General features: G+C 63.8%; 14 protein-coding genes. 2 read left to right on the forward strand and 12 right to left on the reverse strand.

Annotated features, from left to right (window positions below; translation table 11 throughout):
• The first annotated feature begins 72 nt into the window (after positions 1-72).
• The gene (locus X750_RS153180) at positions 73-1,581 is read left to right on the forward strand and encodes a mannitol dehydrogenase family protein (RefSeq protein ID WP_023715908.1); all 1,509 of its coding nucleotides are present in this window, start codon (positions 73-75) and stop codon (positions 1,579-1,581) included.
• Between the two features lie 28 nt (positions 1,582-1,609).
• On the opposite strand, the gene lepB is transcribed toward X750_RS153180, so the two are convergent.
• From lepB to X750_RS153150, 7 genes are all read right to left on the reverse strand, one after another.
• Positions 1,610-2,356, reverse strand: coding sequence for a signal peptidase I (lepB, locus tag X750_RS19035; RefSeq protein ID WP_032886549.1), 747 nt, complete (start codon positions 2,354-2,356; stop codon positions 1,610-1,612).
• Positions 2,357-2,881: 525 nt separating this feature from the next.
• Positions 2,882-3,289, reverse strand: coding sequence for a F0F1 ATP synthase subunit epsilon (locus X750_RS153175; protein ID WP_023668674.1), 408 nt, complete (start codon positions 3,287-3,289; stop codon positions 2,882-2,884).
• A gap of 109 nt (positions 3,290-3,398) precedes the next feature.
• Positions 3,399-4,970 carry a F0F1 ATP synthase subunit beta gene (gene atpD, locus X750_RS153170; RefSeq protein WP_023698224.1) on the reverse strand — a complete coding sequence of 524 codons (1,572 nt, stop codon included), beginning with the start codon at positions 4,968-4,970 and terminating at the stop codon, positions 3,399-3,401.
• Positions 4,971-5,040: 70 nt separating this feature from the next.
• Positions 5,041-5,925 carry a F0F1 ATP synthase subunit gamma gene (locus X750_RS153165; RefSeq protein ID WP_023668672.1) on the reverse strand — a complete coding sequence of 295 codons (885 nt, stop codon included), beginning with the start codon at positions 5,923-5,925 and terminating at the stop codon, positions 5,041-5,043.
• A gap of 34 nt (positions 5,926-5,959) precedes the next feature.
• Positions 5,960-7,489, reverse strand: coding sequence for a F0F1 ATP synthase subunit alpha (atpA, locus tag X750_RS153160; RefSeq protein WP_023684101.1), 1,530 nt, complete (start codon positions 7,487-7,489; stop codon positions 5,960-5,962).
• On the reverse strand, positions 7,489-8,049 hold the full coding sequence (locus X750_RS153155; RefSeq protein ID WP_023684100.1) for a F0F1 ATP synthase subunit delta: 561 nt from the start codon (positions 8,047-8,049) through the stop codon (positions 7,489-7,491). Before X750_RS153155 ends, atpA begins: the two co-directional genes overlap by 1 nt.
• Positions 8,050-8,295: 246 nt before the next feature.
• Entirely contained in the window at positions 8,296-8,691 is a 396-nt protein-coding gene (locus X750_RS153150; protein ID WP_023736848.1) for a DUF4345 family protein, read from the reverse strand.
• 138 nt (positions 8,692-8,829) lie between these two features.
• Here X750_RS153150 and X750_RS153145 point away from each other — a divergent pair, with 138 nt between their 5' ends.
• On the forward strand, positions 8,830-9,018 hold the full coding sequence (locus X750_RS153145; protein WP_023747311.1) for a hypothetical protein: 189 nt from the start codon (positions 8,830-8,832) through the stop codon (positions 9,016-9,018).
• 16 nt (positions 9,019-9,034) lie between these two features.
• Here X750_RS153145 and X750_RS153140 read toward each other — a convergent pair whose 3' ends face one another.
• The 5 genes from X750_RS153140 to X750_RS153125 form a co-directional block, all read right to left on the reverse strand.
• Positions 9,035-9,730, reverse strand: coding sequence for an aspartate/glutamate racemase family protein (locus X750_RS153140; RefSeq protein ID WP_023747312.1), 696 nt, complete (start codon positions 9,728-9,730; stop codon positions 9,035-9,037).
• A gap of 110 nt (positions 9,731-9,840) precedes the next feature.
• Positions 9,841-11,175, reverse strand: a complete 1,335-nt coding sequence (locus X750_RS153135; RefSeq protein ID WP_023747313.1) for a SidA/IucD/PvdA family monooxygenase — start codon at positions 11,173-11,175, stop codon at positions 9,841-9,843.
• On the reverse strand, positions 11,172-12,992 hold the full coding sequence (locus X750_RS153130) for an IucA/IucC family siderophore biosynthesis protein (RefSeq protein WP_050588761.1): 1,821 nt from the start codon (positions 12,990-12,992) through the stop codon (positions 11,172-11,174). Before X750_RS153130 ends, X750_RS153135 begins: the two co-directional genes overlap by 4 nt.
• Entirely contained in the window at positions 12,989-14,053 is a 1,065-nt protein-coding gene (locus X750_RS0132590) for a GNAT family N-acetyltransferase (RefSeq protein WP_031242780.1), read from the reverse strand. The genes X750_RS153130 and X750_RS0132590 overlap by 4 nt, the downstream gene beginning before the upstream one ends.
• Positions 14,050-15,711 carry an IucA/IucC family protein gene (locus tag X750_RS153125; protein ID WP_245271832.1) on the reverse strand — a complete coding sequence of 554 codons (1,662 nt, stop codon included), beginning with the start codon at positions 15,709-15,711 and terminating at the stop codon, positions 14,050-14,052. Before X750_RS153125 ends, X750_RS0132590 begins: the two co-directional genes overlap by 4 nt.
• Positions 15,712-15,944: the final 233 nt, after the last annotated feature.

The following is a 15,944-nucleotide window of genomic DNA, read 5'->3' on the forward strand; positions in this document are numbered from 1 at the left end:
GTGCGGCGGAAGAGCGGATGTTAGGCCGCTAGCAGATCCCGCCCCGCTCACCATCCAGCGACAAGCCGCGCCATGACCAGCAGACGCCTTTCCAACGCAACAGTGCAATCCTTGCCGGCCTCGGTCGCGGTCCCCCCCTATGATCGCGCCAGTGTCGCCCCAGGCATCGTCCATCTCGGCGTTGGAGCCTTCCACCGTGCCCATCAGGCCGCCTATGTCGATGACTGCCTAGCGGCCGGCGAGACCGGCTGGGGCATTGTCGGCGTCTCGCTGCGCAGCCCCGACACGCGCCATGCGCTGACGCCACAGGACGGGCTCTACACGCTGGCGGTGCGCGGCAGCGATGGCGAAGCGCTGCACATTATCGGCTCGATCCAGTCGATGCTGGTCGCGCCGGAAGACCCCGGCGCGGTGCTGGCCGCGCTGACCGACCCGCGCACCCGCATCGTCACCCTGACCATCACCGAAAAGGCCTATCTCAGGGCCGCCGACGGCAGCCTCGACGAAAACCATCCCGATATCGTCCACGATCTGGGCAATCCCGGATCTCCCAGGACAGCGCATGGATTCCTGGCGGAAGCGCTGGTGCGACGCCGGGCCGCCGGCACGCCGCCCTTCACCGTGCTGTGCTGCGACAACCTTCCGGCCAATGGCGCCACGCTGCACCGGCTGCTGGTCGGGTTTGCAAAACTGCGCGATGCCGGCGCTGCTGCTTCAGGCGACGCTGCCCTCGCCGGTCATATAGCCGATGACGTTGCATTCCCATCGAGCATGGTCGACCGCATCGTGCCGGCAACCACCGATGCCGACCGGGCGCGCATCGCGGTCGAACTCGGCCTCGAGGACGCCTGGCCGGTGATGACCGAACCGTTCCGGCAATGGGTGATCGAAAACAGGTTTCCAGCCGGCCGCCCGGCCTGGGAGAAATTCGGCGTCACCATGGTCGAGGATGTCCGGCCGTTCGAGGACATGAAGCTTCGGCTGCTCAACGGCGCCCATTCGGGCATCGCCTATATCGGCCTGCTCAGCGGCCACGTCACCGTCGACCGCGCCTTCGCGGATCCCGCGATCCGCGCGTTCGTCGACCGGCTCTGGGCCGAGGCCATCCCGACATTGCCTGGGGATGCCGGGCTCGACACGTCAGCCTATACGGCCGAACTTGCCGAACGTTTCTCCAACACCGCGCTGGCCCACCGCACCGCGCAGATCGCCAATGACGGCAGCCAGAAATTGCCGCAGCGCATTGTCGCTACCGCCATCGAGTGCATCCAGGCCGGCCTGGTCCCGGAGCATCTGACGCTGGTGATCGCCGCCTGGATCGCCGCCTGCGAGGCGCGCGGCAAGGACCTGCCGGAAGCCCACTTTACCGATCCGCTCGACGCGGCGCTGGCGGCGCTCGACGAACGACGGATGCTGGAACGAGTAGCGGCGGTGTTCGACTGGGCCGGCTTCGCCAGTGGCAAGCCCGAGCGGCAGACGCTGATCGAACTGGTCGCCGCTCATCGCGAGCATATCCTGCAAGGCGGGATCGTGCTTGCGCTCTCAGCGCTCGGCATACCGGAGCCGACAAACGTAGGCTGAAGCTGGTCCGGAACCGCCCATTTCAAGCCTATTGTCCCGCCGGAGCGTCCAGCCTCTGCCGCGACGAATACTCCGTGCCTTGCGAATTCCAGAACAGTCGCACTGCCTTGCCGACCAGGTTTTCGGCAGGAACGAAGCCGACACTGAGCCGGCTATCGGAGGAATTATCCCTGTTGTCGCCAAGCGCGAAATAGTGGCCTTCGGGCACGTCGAACACCCGTGTGTTGTCGGTTGTTGAATTGTCCGTAAGACTGATGACGGAATAGGAAACGCCGTTGGGGAGGGTTTCACGTTGCAGTCTGGCGCTTTGGGGAGAGTCCTCGGAGCTGTACGGACCAACATCCTCGAGTTTGACCGCCACACCATTGATGCGAAGGATTCCGTCGACCATCTGGATTTTGTCGCCCGGCAGTCCAACGACCCGCTTGACGTAGTCGATGCTCGGATCCGCTGGAAATTTGAACACCACAATATCTCCGCGCTTCGGCTCGGCGGCAAAGATCCGGCCTTCGAAGGGCAGCAGCCCAAGAGGAACACTGTAGCGGCTGTAACCATAGGCAAACTTCGAGACGAAGAAATAGTCGCCGAGTTCCAGCGTTGGTGTCATGCTGCCTGCCGGGGTCGAAAACGGCTGGAAGAGGAATGTGCGGATCGCTAACGCGGCTCCGTAGGAGGTCAGCACGGCCAACAGCAGCACCGAAAGGCCGTGTGAATACCACCGGTTCGGTCTGTATCGTGACGCGAAAGGCACGACGAGCGCTACCCACAGGACCATGAGACCTAAACTGGAGAGATCCACCAGCCAGGCGAGATCGACCCCCGGCAGAACCGGGAATCCCTCATATGTCAGCGCAATGCTTATGGCGCTGATCACCACCAGGCTGGCAACCGCCGGCCGGCCGGCGCCGATCCAAAGGAACCCGCCGAACGGACCGCCAAAGGCCGCGATCAGCGCCGTCGTCCACCGGGATCGCGAGGCCGCTTCCGGTTGCGTTGTCTGTTCCGTCATCGGCCACCCCAAATCGATAGACAGCCGGACTGTCGAACAACCAGAAAGCAGGGGCAAGCCCCGATCCGACTGTACCGCCGCAGCCAAATCGCGGTTCCGCCGGCGCCATCGCCTAATACAAGCTCATCTCGCCCTGACTGGCAGCCGGCATGCCGCCACCCGATCTGATCATGCTGGCTGCCCGCCCTGAAATCCCGCCAAGGCCCTGCGCCTATGCGAGACGATCCAGGATGGCGGCCGCAACAAAAAAGCCGGGCTGAGCCCGGCCTTTTCTTCAAGTCATTCTGCGGCTTACGCCGGCAGCAGCGCGCCTTCGAGCGTGGTAAGCTGGCTAAGGAACTGCTCCGCCTTGCTGCGGGACTGATCGTCCTTGGCGTCGGCGGCGTCTTCCTTGGCTTCCTGGATGCGGCGGGCGAGATCGGCGCGGTCGATATCGCCGACAGCAACCGCCGATTCGGCCAGCAGCGTGCAACCGGCCGGAACGATGTCGGCAAAGCCGCCGAACACCACATAGCGCTCTTCCTTGCCGCCGGCGGTCTTCAGCGTGACGACGCCCGGCTTGATCGTGGTCATGACCGGCGCATGGTGCGCCATGACTGTCATTTCACCTTCGGCGCCTGGAATGACGACGGACTCGACCTGCTCGGAAACCAGGAGGCGCTCCGGCGAGACCAGTTCGAACTTGAAAGCTTCAGCCATGTCAATTTAGTGAGTAGGGAATAGTGAGTAGGGAGTAGGGAGAGGACAGCTGTCCTGATCACCCGGCCGCTATTCACTACTGACTACTGACTACTCCCTATTGCCTTGATTACGCTGCTTCAGCCGCCAGGCGCTGAGCCTTCTCGACCGCTTCGTCGATGCCGCCGACCATGTAGAAGGCGGCTTCCGGCAGGTGATCGTAGTCGCCGTTACAGAGGCCCTTGAAGCCCTTGATTGTGTCGGCGAGGTCGACCAGCTTGCCCGGCGCACCCGTAAACACTTCGGCGACGAAGAACGGCTGCGACAGGAAGCGCTCGATCTTGCGGGCGCGGGCCACCGTCTGCTTGTCCTCTTCCGACAGCTCATCCATGCCAAGGATGGCGATAATGTCCTGCAGCGACTTATAGCGCTGGAGGATCGACTGCACCTGGCGGGCGACGGCATAGTGCTCCTCGCCGACGACCAGCGGATCGAGCATGCGCGAGGTCGAGTCGAGCGGATCGACGGCGGGGTAGATGCCCTTTTCCGAGATCGCGCGGTTGAGCACGGTCGTCGCGTCCAGGTGGGCGAACGAGGTCGCAGGCGCCGGGTCGGTCAAATCGTCGGCCGGCACGTAGATCGCCTGCACCGAAGTGATCGAACCCTTGGTCGTTGTGGTGATGCGTTCCTGCAGCGCACCCATGTCGGTGGCCAGCGTTGGCTGGTAACCCACGGCCGAAGGAATACGGCCGAGCAGCGCCGACACTTCAGAACCGGCCTGCGTGAAGCGGAAGATGTTGTCGACGAAGAACAGTACGTCCTGGCCCTGGTCGCGGAAATATTCGGCGACCGTCAGGCCGGTCAGGCCGACGCGGGCACGCGCGCCCGGCGGCTCGTTCATCTGGCCATAGACCAGTGCCGCCTTGGAGCCTTCGCCGCCGCCCTTCTTGTTGACGCCGGACTCGATGAACTCGTGATAAAGATCGTTGCCCTCGCGGGTGCGCTCGCCGACGCCGGCGAAGACCGAGAAGCCGCCATGCGCCTTGGCGACGTTGTTGATCAGCTCCTGGATCAGAACCGTCTTGCCGACGCCGGCGCCGCCGAACAGGCCGATCTTGCCTCCGCGGGCGTAGGGCGCCAGAAGGTCGAGCACCTTGATGCCGGTGATCAGGATCTGCGCTTCCGTCGACTGTTCGACATAGGTAGGCGCCGGCTGGTGGATGGCGCGCATCTCGATGCCGTCGACCGGGCCTTCTTCGTCGACCGGCTCGCCGATGACGTTGATGATGCGGCCGAGCATGCCCGGGCCGACCGGAACGGTGATCGGCGCGCCGGTGTCATAGACGTCCTGGCCGCGAACCAGGCCTTCGGTGGAATCCATGGCGATACAGCGCACGGTGTTTTCGCCCAGATGCTGGGCAACTTCGAGCACCAGGCGGTTGCCGACATTGGAGGTTTCGATGGCGTTCAAAATGGCCGGCAGATGATCGCCGAACTGCACGTCGACGACGGCGCCGATGACCTGGCGAACCTTGCCGATGGCGCCGGTCTTCTTGACGGCAACGCTCGTCGTCTTCACTGCCGGGGCCGCGGCCTTGGCGGGCGCGGCCGCCTTCTTGGCCGGAGCGGCCTTCGCCGCTGCTGCCGGAGCCTTTGCGGCCGCCTTGGGGGCCGTCTTCGCGGGGGTCGCTGCTTTCGCCATCGTCTTTACCCTTCTCGTCCTTTGTTTCTCACGCTCCATCAGAAGGTCGATGACCTCCTGGCGGTCGCGCCTAGAGCGCTTCGGCGCCCGAAATGATTTCGATCAGTTCCTTGGTGATCTGCGCCTGCCGCTGGCGGTTATAGGTGATCGACAGTTTGTTGATCATGTCGCCGGCATTGCGCGTTGCATTGTCCATGGCGCTCATTTTGGCGCCCATCTCGCCGGCTGCGTTTTCGAGCAGCGCGCGGAAGACCTGGACCGAGATGTTGCGCGGAATGAGGTCGGTGAGGATCTCGCCCGGCTCCGGCTCGTATTCGTAGACGGCATTGCCACCGGCGGTCGCTTCGGCGGGAGCGGAAGCCACGCCGGCAGGAATGATCTGCTGCGCGGTCGGAATCTGGCTGATCACCGACTTGAACTGCGAATAAAACAGCGTGCAGATATCGAAGCCGCCTTCGCCGAACAGATGGATGATCTTACGGGCGATCGCATCGGCATTGACGAAGCCGAGCTTCTTGACATCGCGCAGGTCGACGCGGTCGATAATCAGCGAGGCATAGTCTCGGCGCAGAATGTCGAAACCCTTCTTGCCGACGCAGATGATCTTGACCTGCTTGCCGTCGGCCAGAAGCCGGCGGATATGGTCGCGGGCCAGACGTGCGATCTGCGAGTTGAAGCCGCCGCACAGGCCGCGCTCGGCGGTGCAGACGACGAGCAGATGCACATCGTCCTTGCCGGTGCCGGTCATCAGCGCCGGGGCATCGCCGCCGCCGCCGATCGCCTGCGTGATATTGGCCAGCACCGCACCCATCCGCTCGGAATAGGGACGCGCCGCCTCCGCTGCTTCCTGCGCGCGGCGCAGCTTCGCCGCGGCGACCATCTGCATCGCCTTGGTGATCTTCTGCGTCGCCTTGACCGAGGCGATACGGTTACGAAGGTCTTTTAATGAAGGCATGCTTCAAACCTGATCCCGAGCGTCCGGCTTCTTCTCAAGCGAAGGTCTTGGCGAAGGCGTCGATCTCGGCCTTCAGCTTGGCGCGCAGATCGTCCGACAGCGCCTTTTCCTTGCGGATGCCGTCCAGCACGTCCTTGCCGGCCGAGCGCATATGGCTGAGCAGGCCGTGCTCGAACTTGCCGACCTGGTTCAGCGCCAGCTTGTCGAGATAGCCGTTGACGCCGGCGAAGATCACCGTGACCTGCTCCTCGACCTTGAGGGGCGAGAACTGCGGCTGCTTCAACAGTTCGGTCAGGCGCGAGCCGCGGTTGAGCAGGCGCTGCGTGGCGGCGTCGAGATCGGAGCCGAACTGCGCGAACGCAGCCATTTCGCGGTACTGCGCGAGCTCGCCCTTGATCGAGCCGGCGACCTGCTTCATCGCCTTGATTTGCGCCGACGAACCGACGCGCGACACCGACAGGCCGACGTTGACCGCCGGACGGATGCCCTGGAAGAACAGGTTGGTTTCGAGGAAGATCTGGCCGTCGGTGATCGAGATCACGTTGGTCGGGATGTAGGCCGACACGTCGTTGGCCTGCGTCTCGATGATCGGCAGCGCGGTCAGCGAACCGCCACCCAGATCGTCGTTGAGCTTGGCGGCGCGCTCGAGCAGGCGCGAATGCAGGTAGAACACGTCGCCCGGATAGGCTTCGCGACCCGGCGGGCGGCGCAGCAAGAGCGACATCTGGCGATAGGCGACGGCCTGCTTCGACAGATCGTCATAGCTGATCAGCGCATGCATGCCGTTGTCGCGGAAATATTCGCCCATGGTGGCGCCGGTGAACGGCGCCAGGAACTGCATCGGCGCCGGATCGGAAGCGGTGGCGGCGACGATGATCGAATATTCAAGCGCGCCGCGCTCTTCGAGAACCTTCACGAACTGCGCGACCGTCGAGCGCTTCTGCCCGATGGCGACGTAGACGCAGTAGAGCTTTTCCTTTTCTGGCCCGTTGTCGTGCACGGCCTTCTGGTTGAGCATCGTGTCGAGGATGATCGCGGTCTTGCCGGTCTGGCGATCGCCGATGACCAGCTCGCGCTGGCCGCGGCCAACCGGGATCAGCGCATCGATGGCCTTGAGGCCGGTCGACATCGGCTCGTTGACCGACTTGCGCGGGATGATGCCTGGCGCCTTGACGTCGACGCGTTTGCGTTCGGTCGCCTTGATCGGGCCCTTGCCGTCGATCGGATTCCCGAGCGCGTCGACGACGCGGCCGAGCAGGCCCATGCCGACAGGCGTATCGACGATGGCGCCGGTGCGTTTGACGATGTCGCCTTCCTTGATGTCGCGGTCGGCGCCGAAGATGACGACGCCGACATTGTCGGCTTCGAGGTTGAGCGCCATGCCGCGGATGCCGCCGGGGAATTCGACCATTTCGCCGGCCTGGACATTGTCGAGGCCGTAGACGCGAGCGATACCGTCACCGACGGACAGCACCTGGCCGACTTCGGAGACCTCGGCCTCCTTGCCGAAATTCTTGATCTGGTCTTTGAGAATTGCGGAAATTTCCGCGGCGCGGATGTCCATCAGCCGACCTCTTTCAGTGCAAGCTTGAGCGAATTGAGTTTGGTTTTGAGCGACGTATCGATCTGGCGCGAGCCCATCTTGACCACCAGCCCGCCGAGCAGCGACGGATCGACGGTAACAGTGATGGCCACGTCCTTGCCGGCGACGCCTTTCAGCGCGGCCTTGAGTTCGGTCTGCTGGGCAGCCGTCAGTTCATGCGCCGAAGTGACCTCGGCTGATGTCTCACCGCGCTGTTCGGCGGCGATCTTGCGAAAAGCCTTGATCATGCCGGGCACCGCGAAGAGCCGGCGGTTGCGGGCGACGACGCGCAGAAAATTGCCGGTCAGGCCGGTGATGCCGGCTTTGTCGGCGATCGACGCGATTGCCTTGGCCTGGTCCTCGCTGGAGAACACCGGGCTGTTGATGAGGCGCGTCAGGTCGGCGCTGTCATCCAGCATCTTGGCGAAACTGTTGAGGTCGGCCTCGACCTTGGCCACCGAATTCGACTGCCGCGCAAGTTCGAACAGCGAACCCGCGTAGCGTTCTGCGACACCTGAGATTGGCGATGACGATTGAGCCACGGACCGTCTTTTCTCTTGTCTGAGGGGCCGCAGATTGTTGGCGCGAGCAAAAACTCTGGCTAAATCTTTGACCTTACTAAGTTTTTCCAAGCACGGAGGCGCGGCTTCCGCTATCCCCGGCCGAAAGTCGATTGCCGTCTAGCACAGGCATTTTAAGACCGCAATGCGTCGTCCCGCATGCTTTTCGGGCACTATTGTCGCATCCGGCCGCAGAGTTCAACTGAAGCCTTTGGATTGGCTGCCGATTCAGGGCAGAAAGCCGAAGACGAAGGCAAGCGGCAACGCGGCCAGGACGAGTTCGACGACGATCGACGCCCAGTTGAAAGGCGTGTTGGCGCCGTCCGACATCATCGACAGCAAACGGCCAAAAGCGGTGAACAGCCAGGAAAAGCCGAGTGCCATATAGAGCCACGGCTGCGCCAACAGAATGCAGCACAGGCTGACGCCGAGATAGAAGCCCGACATGCGGCCGCGCCCTTCCGCGATTGCCGCTCCCCTTTCGGGCCGGACCTGCAGCCGCAGAATCCGAAATGCCAGCCCTGGCGCGAGGAAAAACAGCAGACCGAGCGCCAAGGTGACGACGGCGCTGGACCAAGCCAGCCATTCGCCCTGGCTGGTCGGCCACGGAAACGCAAATTCCATCTTGCTTTCATCCCCTCACAGCAATGCCGGATGTATTGAATGTCGCTGCAAAAAGAAGTCAAGCGCGCGGCAGTTTTGGCACGCAATTCGTGAAGGAGCGGAAGGCTGTTTAGCCCGCGCGCGCGTCCGGCCAGCATCGTGGCCAACCTGTATTGTCAGGCGACGCCTCCCTCCTATCTGCAGGACCGGTTTTGCCCAGCCAAAGGCCCCAACACCGATCGCCCTTATTTCCTGACCAGGCACCTCAATCTGGCCGGCACGGAAGCAGATCGATGGAAGCTGAAAGTTGTCGGCAGCGGCAATGTCGCCGTGGCCGCCCAGCCCTGATCCCTGTTTTGGCCCTTCAGGGCAGCATGAATGCGACCGCCGCCTCGGCATGGATGCGCGTGGTGTCGAACACCGGAATGTCGAAATCGCGCTCGCCAATCAACATGGTGATCTCGGTGCAGCCCATGATGACGCCATCGATCTTCTCATCGCGCCGCAGACGGGCGACCTCGTCGATATAGGCCGCCTTCGATGCCGCGCTGACGATGCCCCGGCAGAGCTCGTCGTAGATTACCTGGTGCACCATGTCGCGCCCGGCCTGGTTCGGCACCACGGGCTGCAGCCCGTATTTCTCCGTCAGCCGGCCCTTGTAGAAATCCTGCTCCATGGTGAAGCGGGTCGCCAGCAGCGCCGGCCGCTTGACGCCGGCGCCCTTGACCGCGACGGCCGTGGCGTCGGCAATGTGGATAAGCGGGATCGACACCGCCGCCTGCACCCGGTCGGCGAGCTTGTGCATGGTGTTGGTGCAGATCAAAAGCCCCTCTGCGCCGCCCGCCTCCAGCTTGCGCGCCGCATCCGACAGCAGCACGCCCGCACTGTCCCAGTCGCCATGATGCTGCCGGTCGGCGATTTCGGCGAAGTCGAAGGAATAGAGCAACAGCTTTGCCGAATGCAGCCCGCTCAGCCGCTCGCGCACGATCTCGTTGAGCAGGCGATAATAGATCGCCGTCGATTCCCAGCTCATGCCGCCGATGAGGCCAAGGGTTTTCATGCGCTGAGCCTCCAGCAGGACCGAACGATCTCTCTCACAGAAAAGCTTTACGGGTCGATGTCAATCTTAACGCGCGCCGTACCACGCTCTTCGGCCCGCCTCCACAAACATCACCGCGCGCCCGATTCGGTCATCCTCGCATTGGCGCCGAGATGATGCAGGCTTTGTGTCGTGTGCCTTGAACTCCAGGCAACCGGCGGACCGGGCAGATCGAGATCGAACTGTGCCCGCCCGAGCATCGAATTGACGATCTTGGCGCTGCGCCAAGCCATCAGGCTGAGCTGCGGCTCGGCTATGCCATGGCTGAGCCGGCCGGCATTGAGCGCGTAGATCCGGCGGTCGTCGGGCCCGTCCCATTCGACCTCGAAGCTGGCGTTGAGCCTGTAATGACCGCGCTCGTCCGGCGCGATCCTGTTCATGAGCGGCGCCATGCAATCAGGAATGGCAAAGGCATAGCCGGTGGCCAGAACCACCGCATCGACGGTGCGCGTCTCGATGGCGCCGTCGAAGCCGTTGCGCATGATCAGCCGGTATTCGCTGCCTTCCCGCGTCACGTTCAGCACTTCGCGGTGCGGCGTCATGTTGACCGCCGTCGTTTCCTCCGAGAGGTGCCGCAGCGTGTAAAGCTGGCGATAGATCGCCTTCAGTGTGCTCGTCGATGCGCCGTCACCGGCAAGCAGTTGCTGTTCCAGGATCGTCTCACGCCGCCCTTGCGGCAGCCGATGGAAGCTTTCGACATAGCCCGGCGTGAAGAGTTCGTCGGTGAAAGGCGAGTCGTCCAGTGGCAGGAAATTCGGCCGCATCGAGATCCACTCGATTTCGCGGCCGGCGAAGCGGTCGGAGGAGATCAGATGCAGAAGCACTTCGGCGCCGCTCTGGCCACCGCCGATCACGGCGACACGCTGTCCGCTCAGGCGATCGAGGCGGTTGGCGGCCTGGGCGTTGTGGAAGCATTGATCGGAGGCCGCCCCCCGCGCCCAGGCGGGGATGTTGGGCACCAGCCCGACGGCAATGGCGAGATTGCGCGCGTTCACCTGCTCGCGGCCGATACGCAGCCTGAAATTCGTTCCGTCGAAGTCGATCCGGTCGACGGCGCTGGCGAAGCGCAGCGAAGACAAGTTCTCGCCGACCCATCCGAGATAGCGGGCGAATTCCGGCCGCGGGATGGCTGAGAAATCCGCGTTGAGGAATTCATAGAACCGCTTCTGCGCGACCAGATAGGACATGAACGACCATGGGCTGGTCGGATGCGTCGCGGTGACGAGATCCTTGAGGAAGGATGTCTGCAGTTCGACGCCCGGCAGCATCATACCCGGGTGCCATTCGAGCCGCGTCGCCCGATCGAAGAAGCGCGCTTCGACGCCGTCCACCGCATCGAGATGGGCGGCGAGGCTGAGATTGAACGGCCCGATGCCGATGCCTGCGAGGTCAAGCGTATGGGTCATGGCGAACTCCTTATGGAGCTGGCTGGGCTGATCGGAGATCGCCGGGCTGACTCGGGGTTAAGCGGATTGTCGAGCGGTGTGCCAAGGTCGGGCAGAGGGCGTTCGCCGCTGTCGCCGTAGCCGATGGCGAAGCGCACCTTGTTGATGGCGATGCGTGGGATCTTCGGAGCAAACAGATCGAAGAGCGCGAACCGTTCCGACAGCTCCGGGTTCTGCGCCTGGTAGCGCCGGATGGCGGCGGCCAGGATGGCGTAGAAAGTCCTCTCGTCGAAGCGGTCATAGGCGGCCAGCGCCTCGGAAAGGAAGCGCAGAACGCTGACGATGTGTCCCGTCTGCAAATGCTGGAGAAGATGTGCCGGCGGCCGGCGCTTCAGCGTCGACAGGATTTTGGGGTCGAGGCCGGCCAGTTCGGGAAACGGCTGGTCGACGAGGTCGAGGTCGCCCTGAAAATCCTTGACCGCCACGCCGAGAGGCGTCGCTCCGTCGAGGATGATGGTGACGTTCTGGCCATGGGCGATGAAGCCGACGCCGTAACGGCACATGAAGTGGTAGAGCGGCACGAAGGCCGTGGAGAACAGGCGATCGAGCCATGCCTCCGGACCAAGGCCGGATTGCTCCATCAGGGCGCTGGCGATCGGCCTGCCATGCGCGTCGCGCTGCGGCAGGGCGCCCATCATCATCGGCCGCTGGCCCGCTGTCAGATCCTTTTCGGGGCTTTCGCGCCATATGGCGCCCAGCATCTCGCAAAATTGATAGGGCGCGCCTTCAACGCCGGCGTAGTGCGGATGCGGATAGAAGGCGCCGGCGACTTCCTGCAAGACCTTGACGTCCTTGAGCACCGGGTCCGCGGCCGCCACCGTGGCCAGCCAGCGCGACAGATCGGCGCCGATCGCCATGTATTTGCCCGGCACGCCGCGCCACGCTGAGGTGTTGAGGACGGTCAGCGGCAGCTTGACGTGCAGCGCCTCGGGCCGTGCCACATTGGCAAGAGTGCGCAGCGACTGCAGGGGCAGGAACGCGTCGCCGAACGGACCGAGCGGCACCAGCCGGCCGGCAGCGATCTCGCCACCATATTGCGAGGCGATCATCGCCTGCCACTGCCAGGGGTGGACCGGCAGCAGCCTGTGCGTCGATCGCGAGATCCCGGCGGCGCTGAAAGCCGCTTCGAGCCTTGCGCGCTCGTAGTCGCCGAGTGCGGCCTGCAGCAGCGCCTCTTCGTCGAGCCCGCGGTCAAGCGCCAGCAGGCAGCGATCGCTGGCGGCGGCAAGCCAGAAGAGCTGGAATGCGGCAGCCGATTCTGGCGCGTAGCGCTCGAAGTCGTCCCGTCCCCAGCCGAGCCGTCCCTTGTTGGCAGGGGCCTTCGGATGGCCGTCGAGCAATGCCTGCAACTCGGTATCCGGCAGCGCGGCTAGATCGGCGGCCGGTCGATTGCCGCGCGCCTTGGCGATCCGCATGTCGGCCATCAGCGTGTTGTAAAGCTCCTTCGCATAGGTGCAGAATGTTGCCGGCGACATGCCGAGCGTCTCGCGCGCGTCGGCGAAGAAGGCGACCGCATCGTCGACCGGCAGCTCGATGCCGGCGTCGCGGGTCAGCGCCTCCGGACGGACGGCGATCTGGCCCCACAGGCGCCGCGTCGCGGCAAAGCGATAGGTCACGCCGGGGCCGGGCGTCAGCTCCCATCGGCCAGGCGAAAGCTCGCGCGGCGACAGGCACTCCTCGAAGGTCAGTTCGGAAATGGCCTTGGCGACGGCGTCGCGGTTGATCGCAGCCCAGCGTGTCGCCTCCTCCGCTTTGGCAATCGGTTGCTGCACCGTCACAGCGGCACCTCGCGGAAGAAGCGCTCGCGTTCGCAGCAGACCAGCGCCGCGCGCTTGTGCGGGAAGTCGAACTCCTTGACCTTGTCGTAGGCGGCGTCGGCGCAATAGCTCAGCATCTTCTGGTGCGCGGCGCGTGGCTCGCCGACGATGCGCTGCGTGCGCGGCTCGTCGAGGAACAGATAGTGGGTGACGGAACGGAACAGAGCCAGCGTCTTCGGCCGGCCGAGATGGCGCGTATTGCCGATCAGCCCATGCCAGCCGCGATCCCAGTCGAGCGGCTCGTAATAAGGCCCGAGCCGGTCCTCCTTGGCCCAGTAGAACTCGAAATAGCCGGTCGGCTCGCCGTCGAAGCTGGCGATGACGCCGAAAATATGCGGATCGCTCTCCTGCTCGGCGAGATATTTGTCGAGCTCTTCATGGCTCTGGGCAAGTTCCCAGAAGAAGGCGACACGGCCATCGTTCATCCAGCGATGGAAGAGGTCGAGATCGGTCCGGCGATCGATCGGACGCAACGACACGGTGAGACCGAGCTCGGCAATCCAGCGTTCGTACATCGGGCCGCTGGGGCGCGGTTGGCGCAATGGCGGCAGCCGGTCTTGCGGGCCGATAGCGGTCATCAATGCCGGATAGGTGACATGCGAGGCCTGGCTGCGCCACAGCAGCGGCAGCTGGCGCAGGACCGAGCGATGGATGACGGCGCGTTCCGGTCCACCCGGAACCGTCTCGGTGGCCAGCGCCGAAACTGGCCACAGCGTCTTGGCCGCCGGCAGGAAGGCGCAGTCGAAGGAAGGATGCAGGCGCAGCGCGGCGTCGACGAGACCTGCCAGGATTTGCGGTTGGTCGAGGCGGCCGCCAATAAACGCGACATCGTCGATGAGCAGGCGGCCATCCGCGTCGGAGATGCGGGCCTGTCCCACCGCTGTTCCCTCAGCGTTGACCAGGCTGACATGGCCATCGCCGGCACAAATGGCGAGCGGCTCCGCGGCCGAGGCCAGATGCTGCCATCCTTCGTTGCCGGCGACGGTGGCGGGTGACCGGTTTTTCGCAGCCTCGATGTTCATGCGTATTCTCTCACATGCAGGGGGTTCGGAAGCTCGACGTAACCGGCCAGCGGGTCGGGCACTTCGGTGTTCTCATTGATGTCGCGCAGCGCGATCAGGAAATTGCCCTTGGCGGCGAGCGTCGGCGCGTTGAGCAAATAGTCGACGCAGGACCGGTCAGCCATCGGCGTGGCGGCCAGCCGCTCGAGCGAGCGGCGGAATATCGCCAGCAGATCGTCTTCGTTGGTGAGGCCAGCGGCGGCAAGGGCTGCGACGGCGGCGAAAGCGCCATTGACGACCAGATAGTAGCCGAACAGCTTCGCGGCCGCTTCCGCTGGGAAGACATGATCGCCCGCCTGACCGGCCTCGGGCACGAATTCGCGCAGCCTGGGCAGGAATTCCTCGACATAACCGGTGCCCTGGCAGTCGCGAAAATAGAGCGCATTCGGCCAGCCTCCGGAAAGACCGACGACGAGGTTCTGCTGATGGGCGCCGAACAGCAGGCCGAATTCCGAGAAGGCAACGATAAACGGCTCGATGGCGGCATGAAGGAAACGCTCGAACCACAAACGCGCCGTTTCCTCGACAGGTCGCTTCTCGTCGCGGGCGATACGGTGGACCAGGTCGGACAGATGGCTTTCGGTACGGCCAGGATGGCGCTCGCAAAGCGCGCCGAGAACGGCAGCCGGCGGATTGCCCGTGCCGCGAAACGGATTTTCGCGAAACGAGACGATGGTATCCGTCATCAGCCGGCCGTCTTCGTCACGCAGGCCGAACCAGGCGGGCTCACCCAGCACCGTCATGGTCGGGCAGCGCCGCTGCAAGGCATAGCCGAGCTTGCCCTTGACCAGCCGGTGCACCGAAAGGCCGCGCCGGCACTCATGCTCCTCGACGATGCGCCTGGAATTGGTCAGGCGCAGGCTGAGCGAGAATTTCAGCATCCACTCGGCTTCAGACGAATGAACCGTGCGCAGCGAGGTCGTGGCCCGCCACGCTGGTCCGCCGAGCCCAACATCGACGATACGACCGGCGCGAAACAGGCGCTCGACGCGGTCTTCCAGCATGAGCCGTACGGCCTGCCACGGATGCATCGGAACGAGAACCTTGCCCTGTTGCTTGCCAGCCCGAGCAAGCAGCTGCGGATCGCTGGCGGCAAGCCCGCGGACCATCTCGGTGACATCTAGCGGCTCGACGCTGCCTCCAGTGAGGATGGTCGGGTCGACGGCCCACCAGCGCAGTTTGAACGCATTGCAGTATTCATGCCCGAAGCGCGCGGAATCCGTGTGCGTGAACTCTTCGCGACTCATCGGCGCCGGATGCACGGCATGGCCGAAGCGCAGGGCGCTTTCGGCATCGATGAAATCAGGATCGCCTTCGGAGAAGGGCCGCGACGATCCACGCGCCGCAGTCGCGTCAGCGATTGCGGCGATGCTGGCCAGGCTGCGGCGCAGGAAGGTCAGTCGGCTTTTCGCTGTCGCCCGGCCGGCAATGTCGGGATCCGCCAGGATCAGCGCCAAAAGGCTGAAAAGGTCGATCTCGGTCGCTTCGCCATCGGCCCCCTCGTTACTAATATCGAGGCGCCAGAGCGGCATCGCTAAATCGTGGTAACCGACCTTCGAGCGATGCCGCGCTTCGACGAGCACCGCCGCGCGCGAGGCAGGGAAATTCAGACGCAGCACGGCTGCCTGCGGCCGAAACAGCGCGGTTTGCCTGGCGTCGACGAATTCCCAGCCATTCCATTCCCGCAGCAACGCGTTGAGTAACGGGCTTAATGCAGAGGAAGATTCTGGTCCTACTTGTTCCATGTGCATCTCGATAAATCCTAATAATACTGCAGATTACATCTATAAGTCGTCGTCTTTAAACATTTATGTTGATTAACTATTATAAACAAGAAATAAGCTTGGTCTTA

The sequence above is a fragment of the Mesorhizobium sp. LNJC391B00 genome, from assembly GCF_000502535.1.
GTDB lineage: Bacteria > Pseudomonadota > Alphaproteobacteria > Rhizobiales > Rhizobiaceae > Mesorhizobium.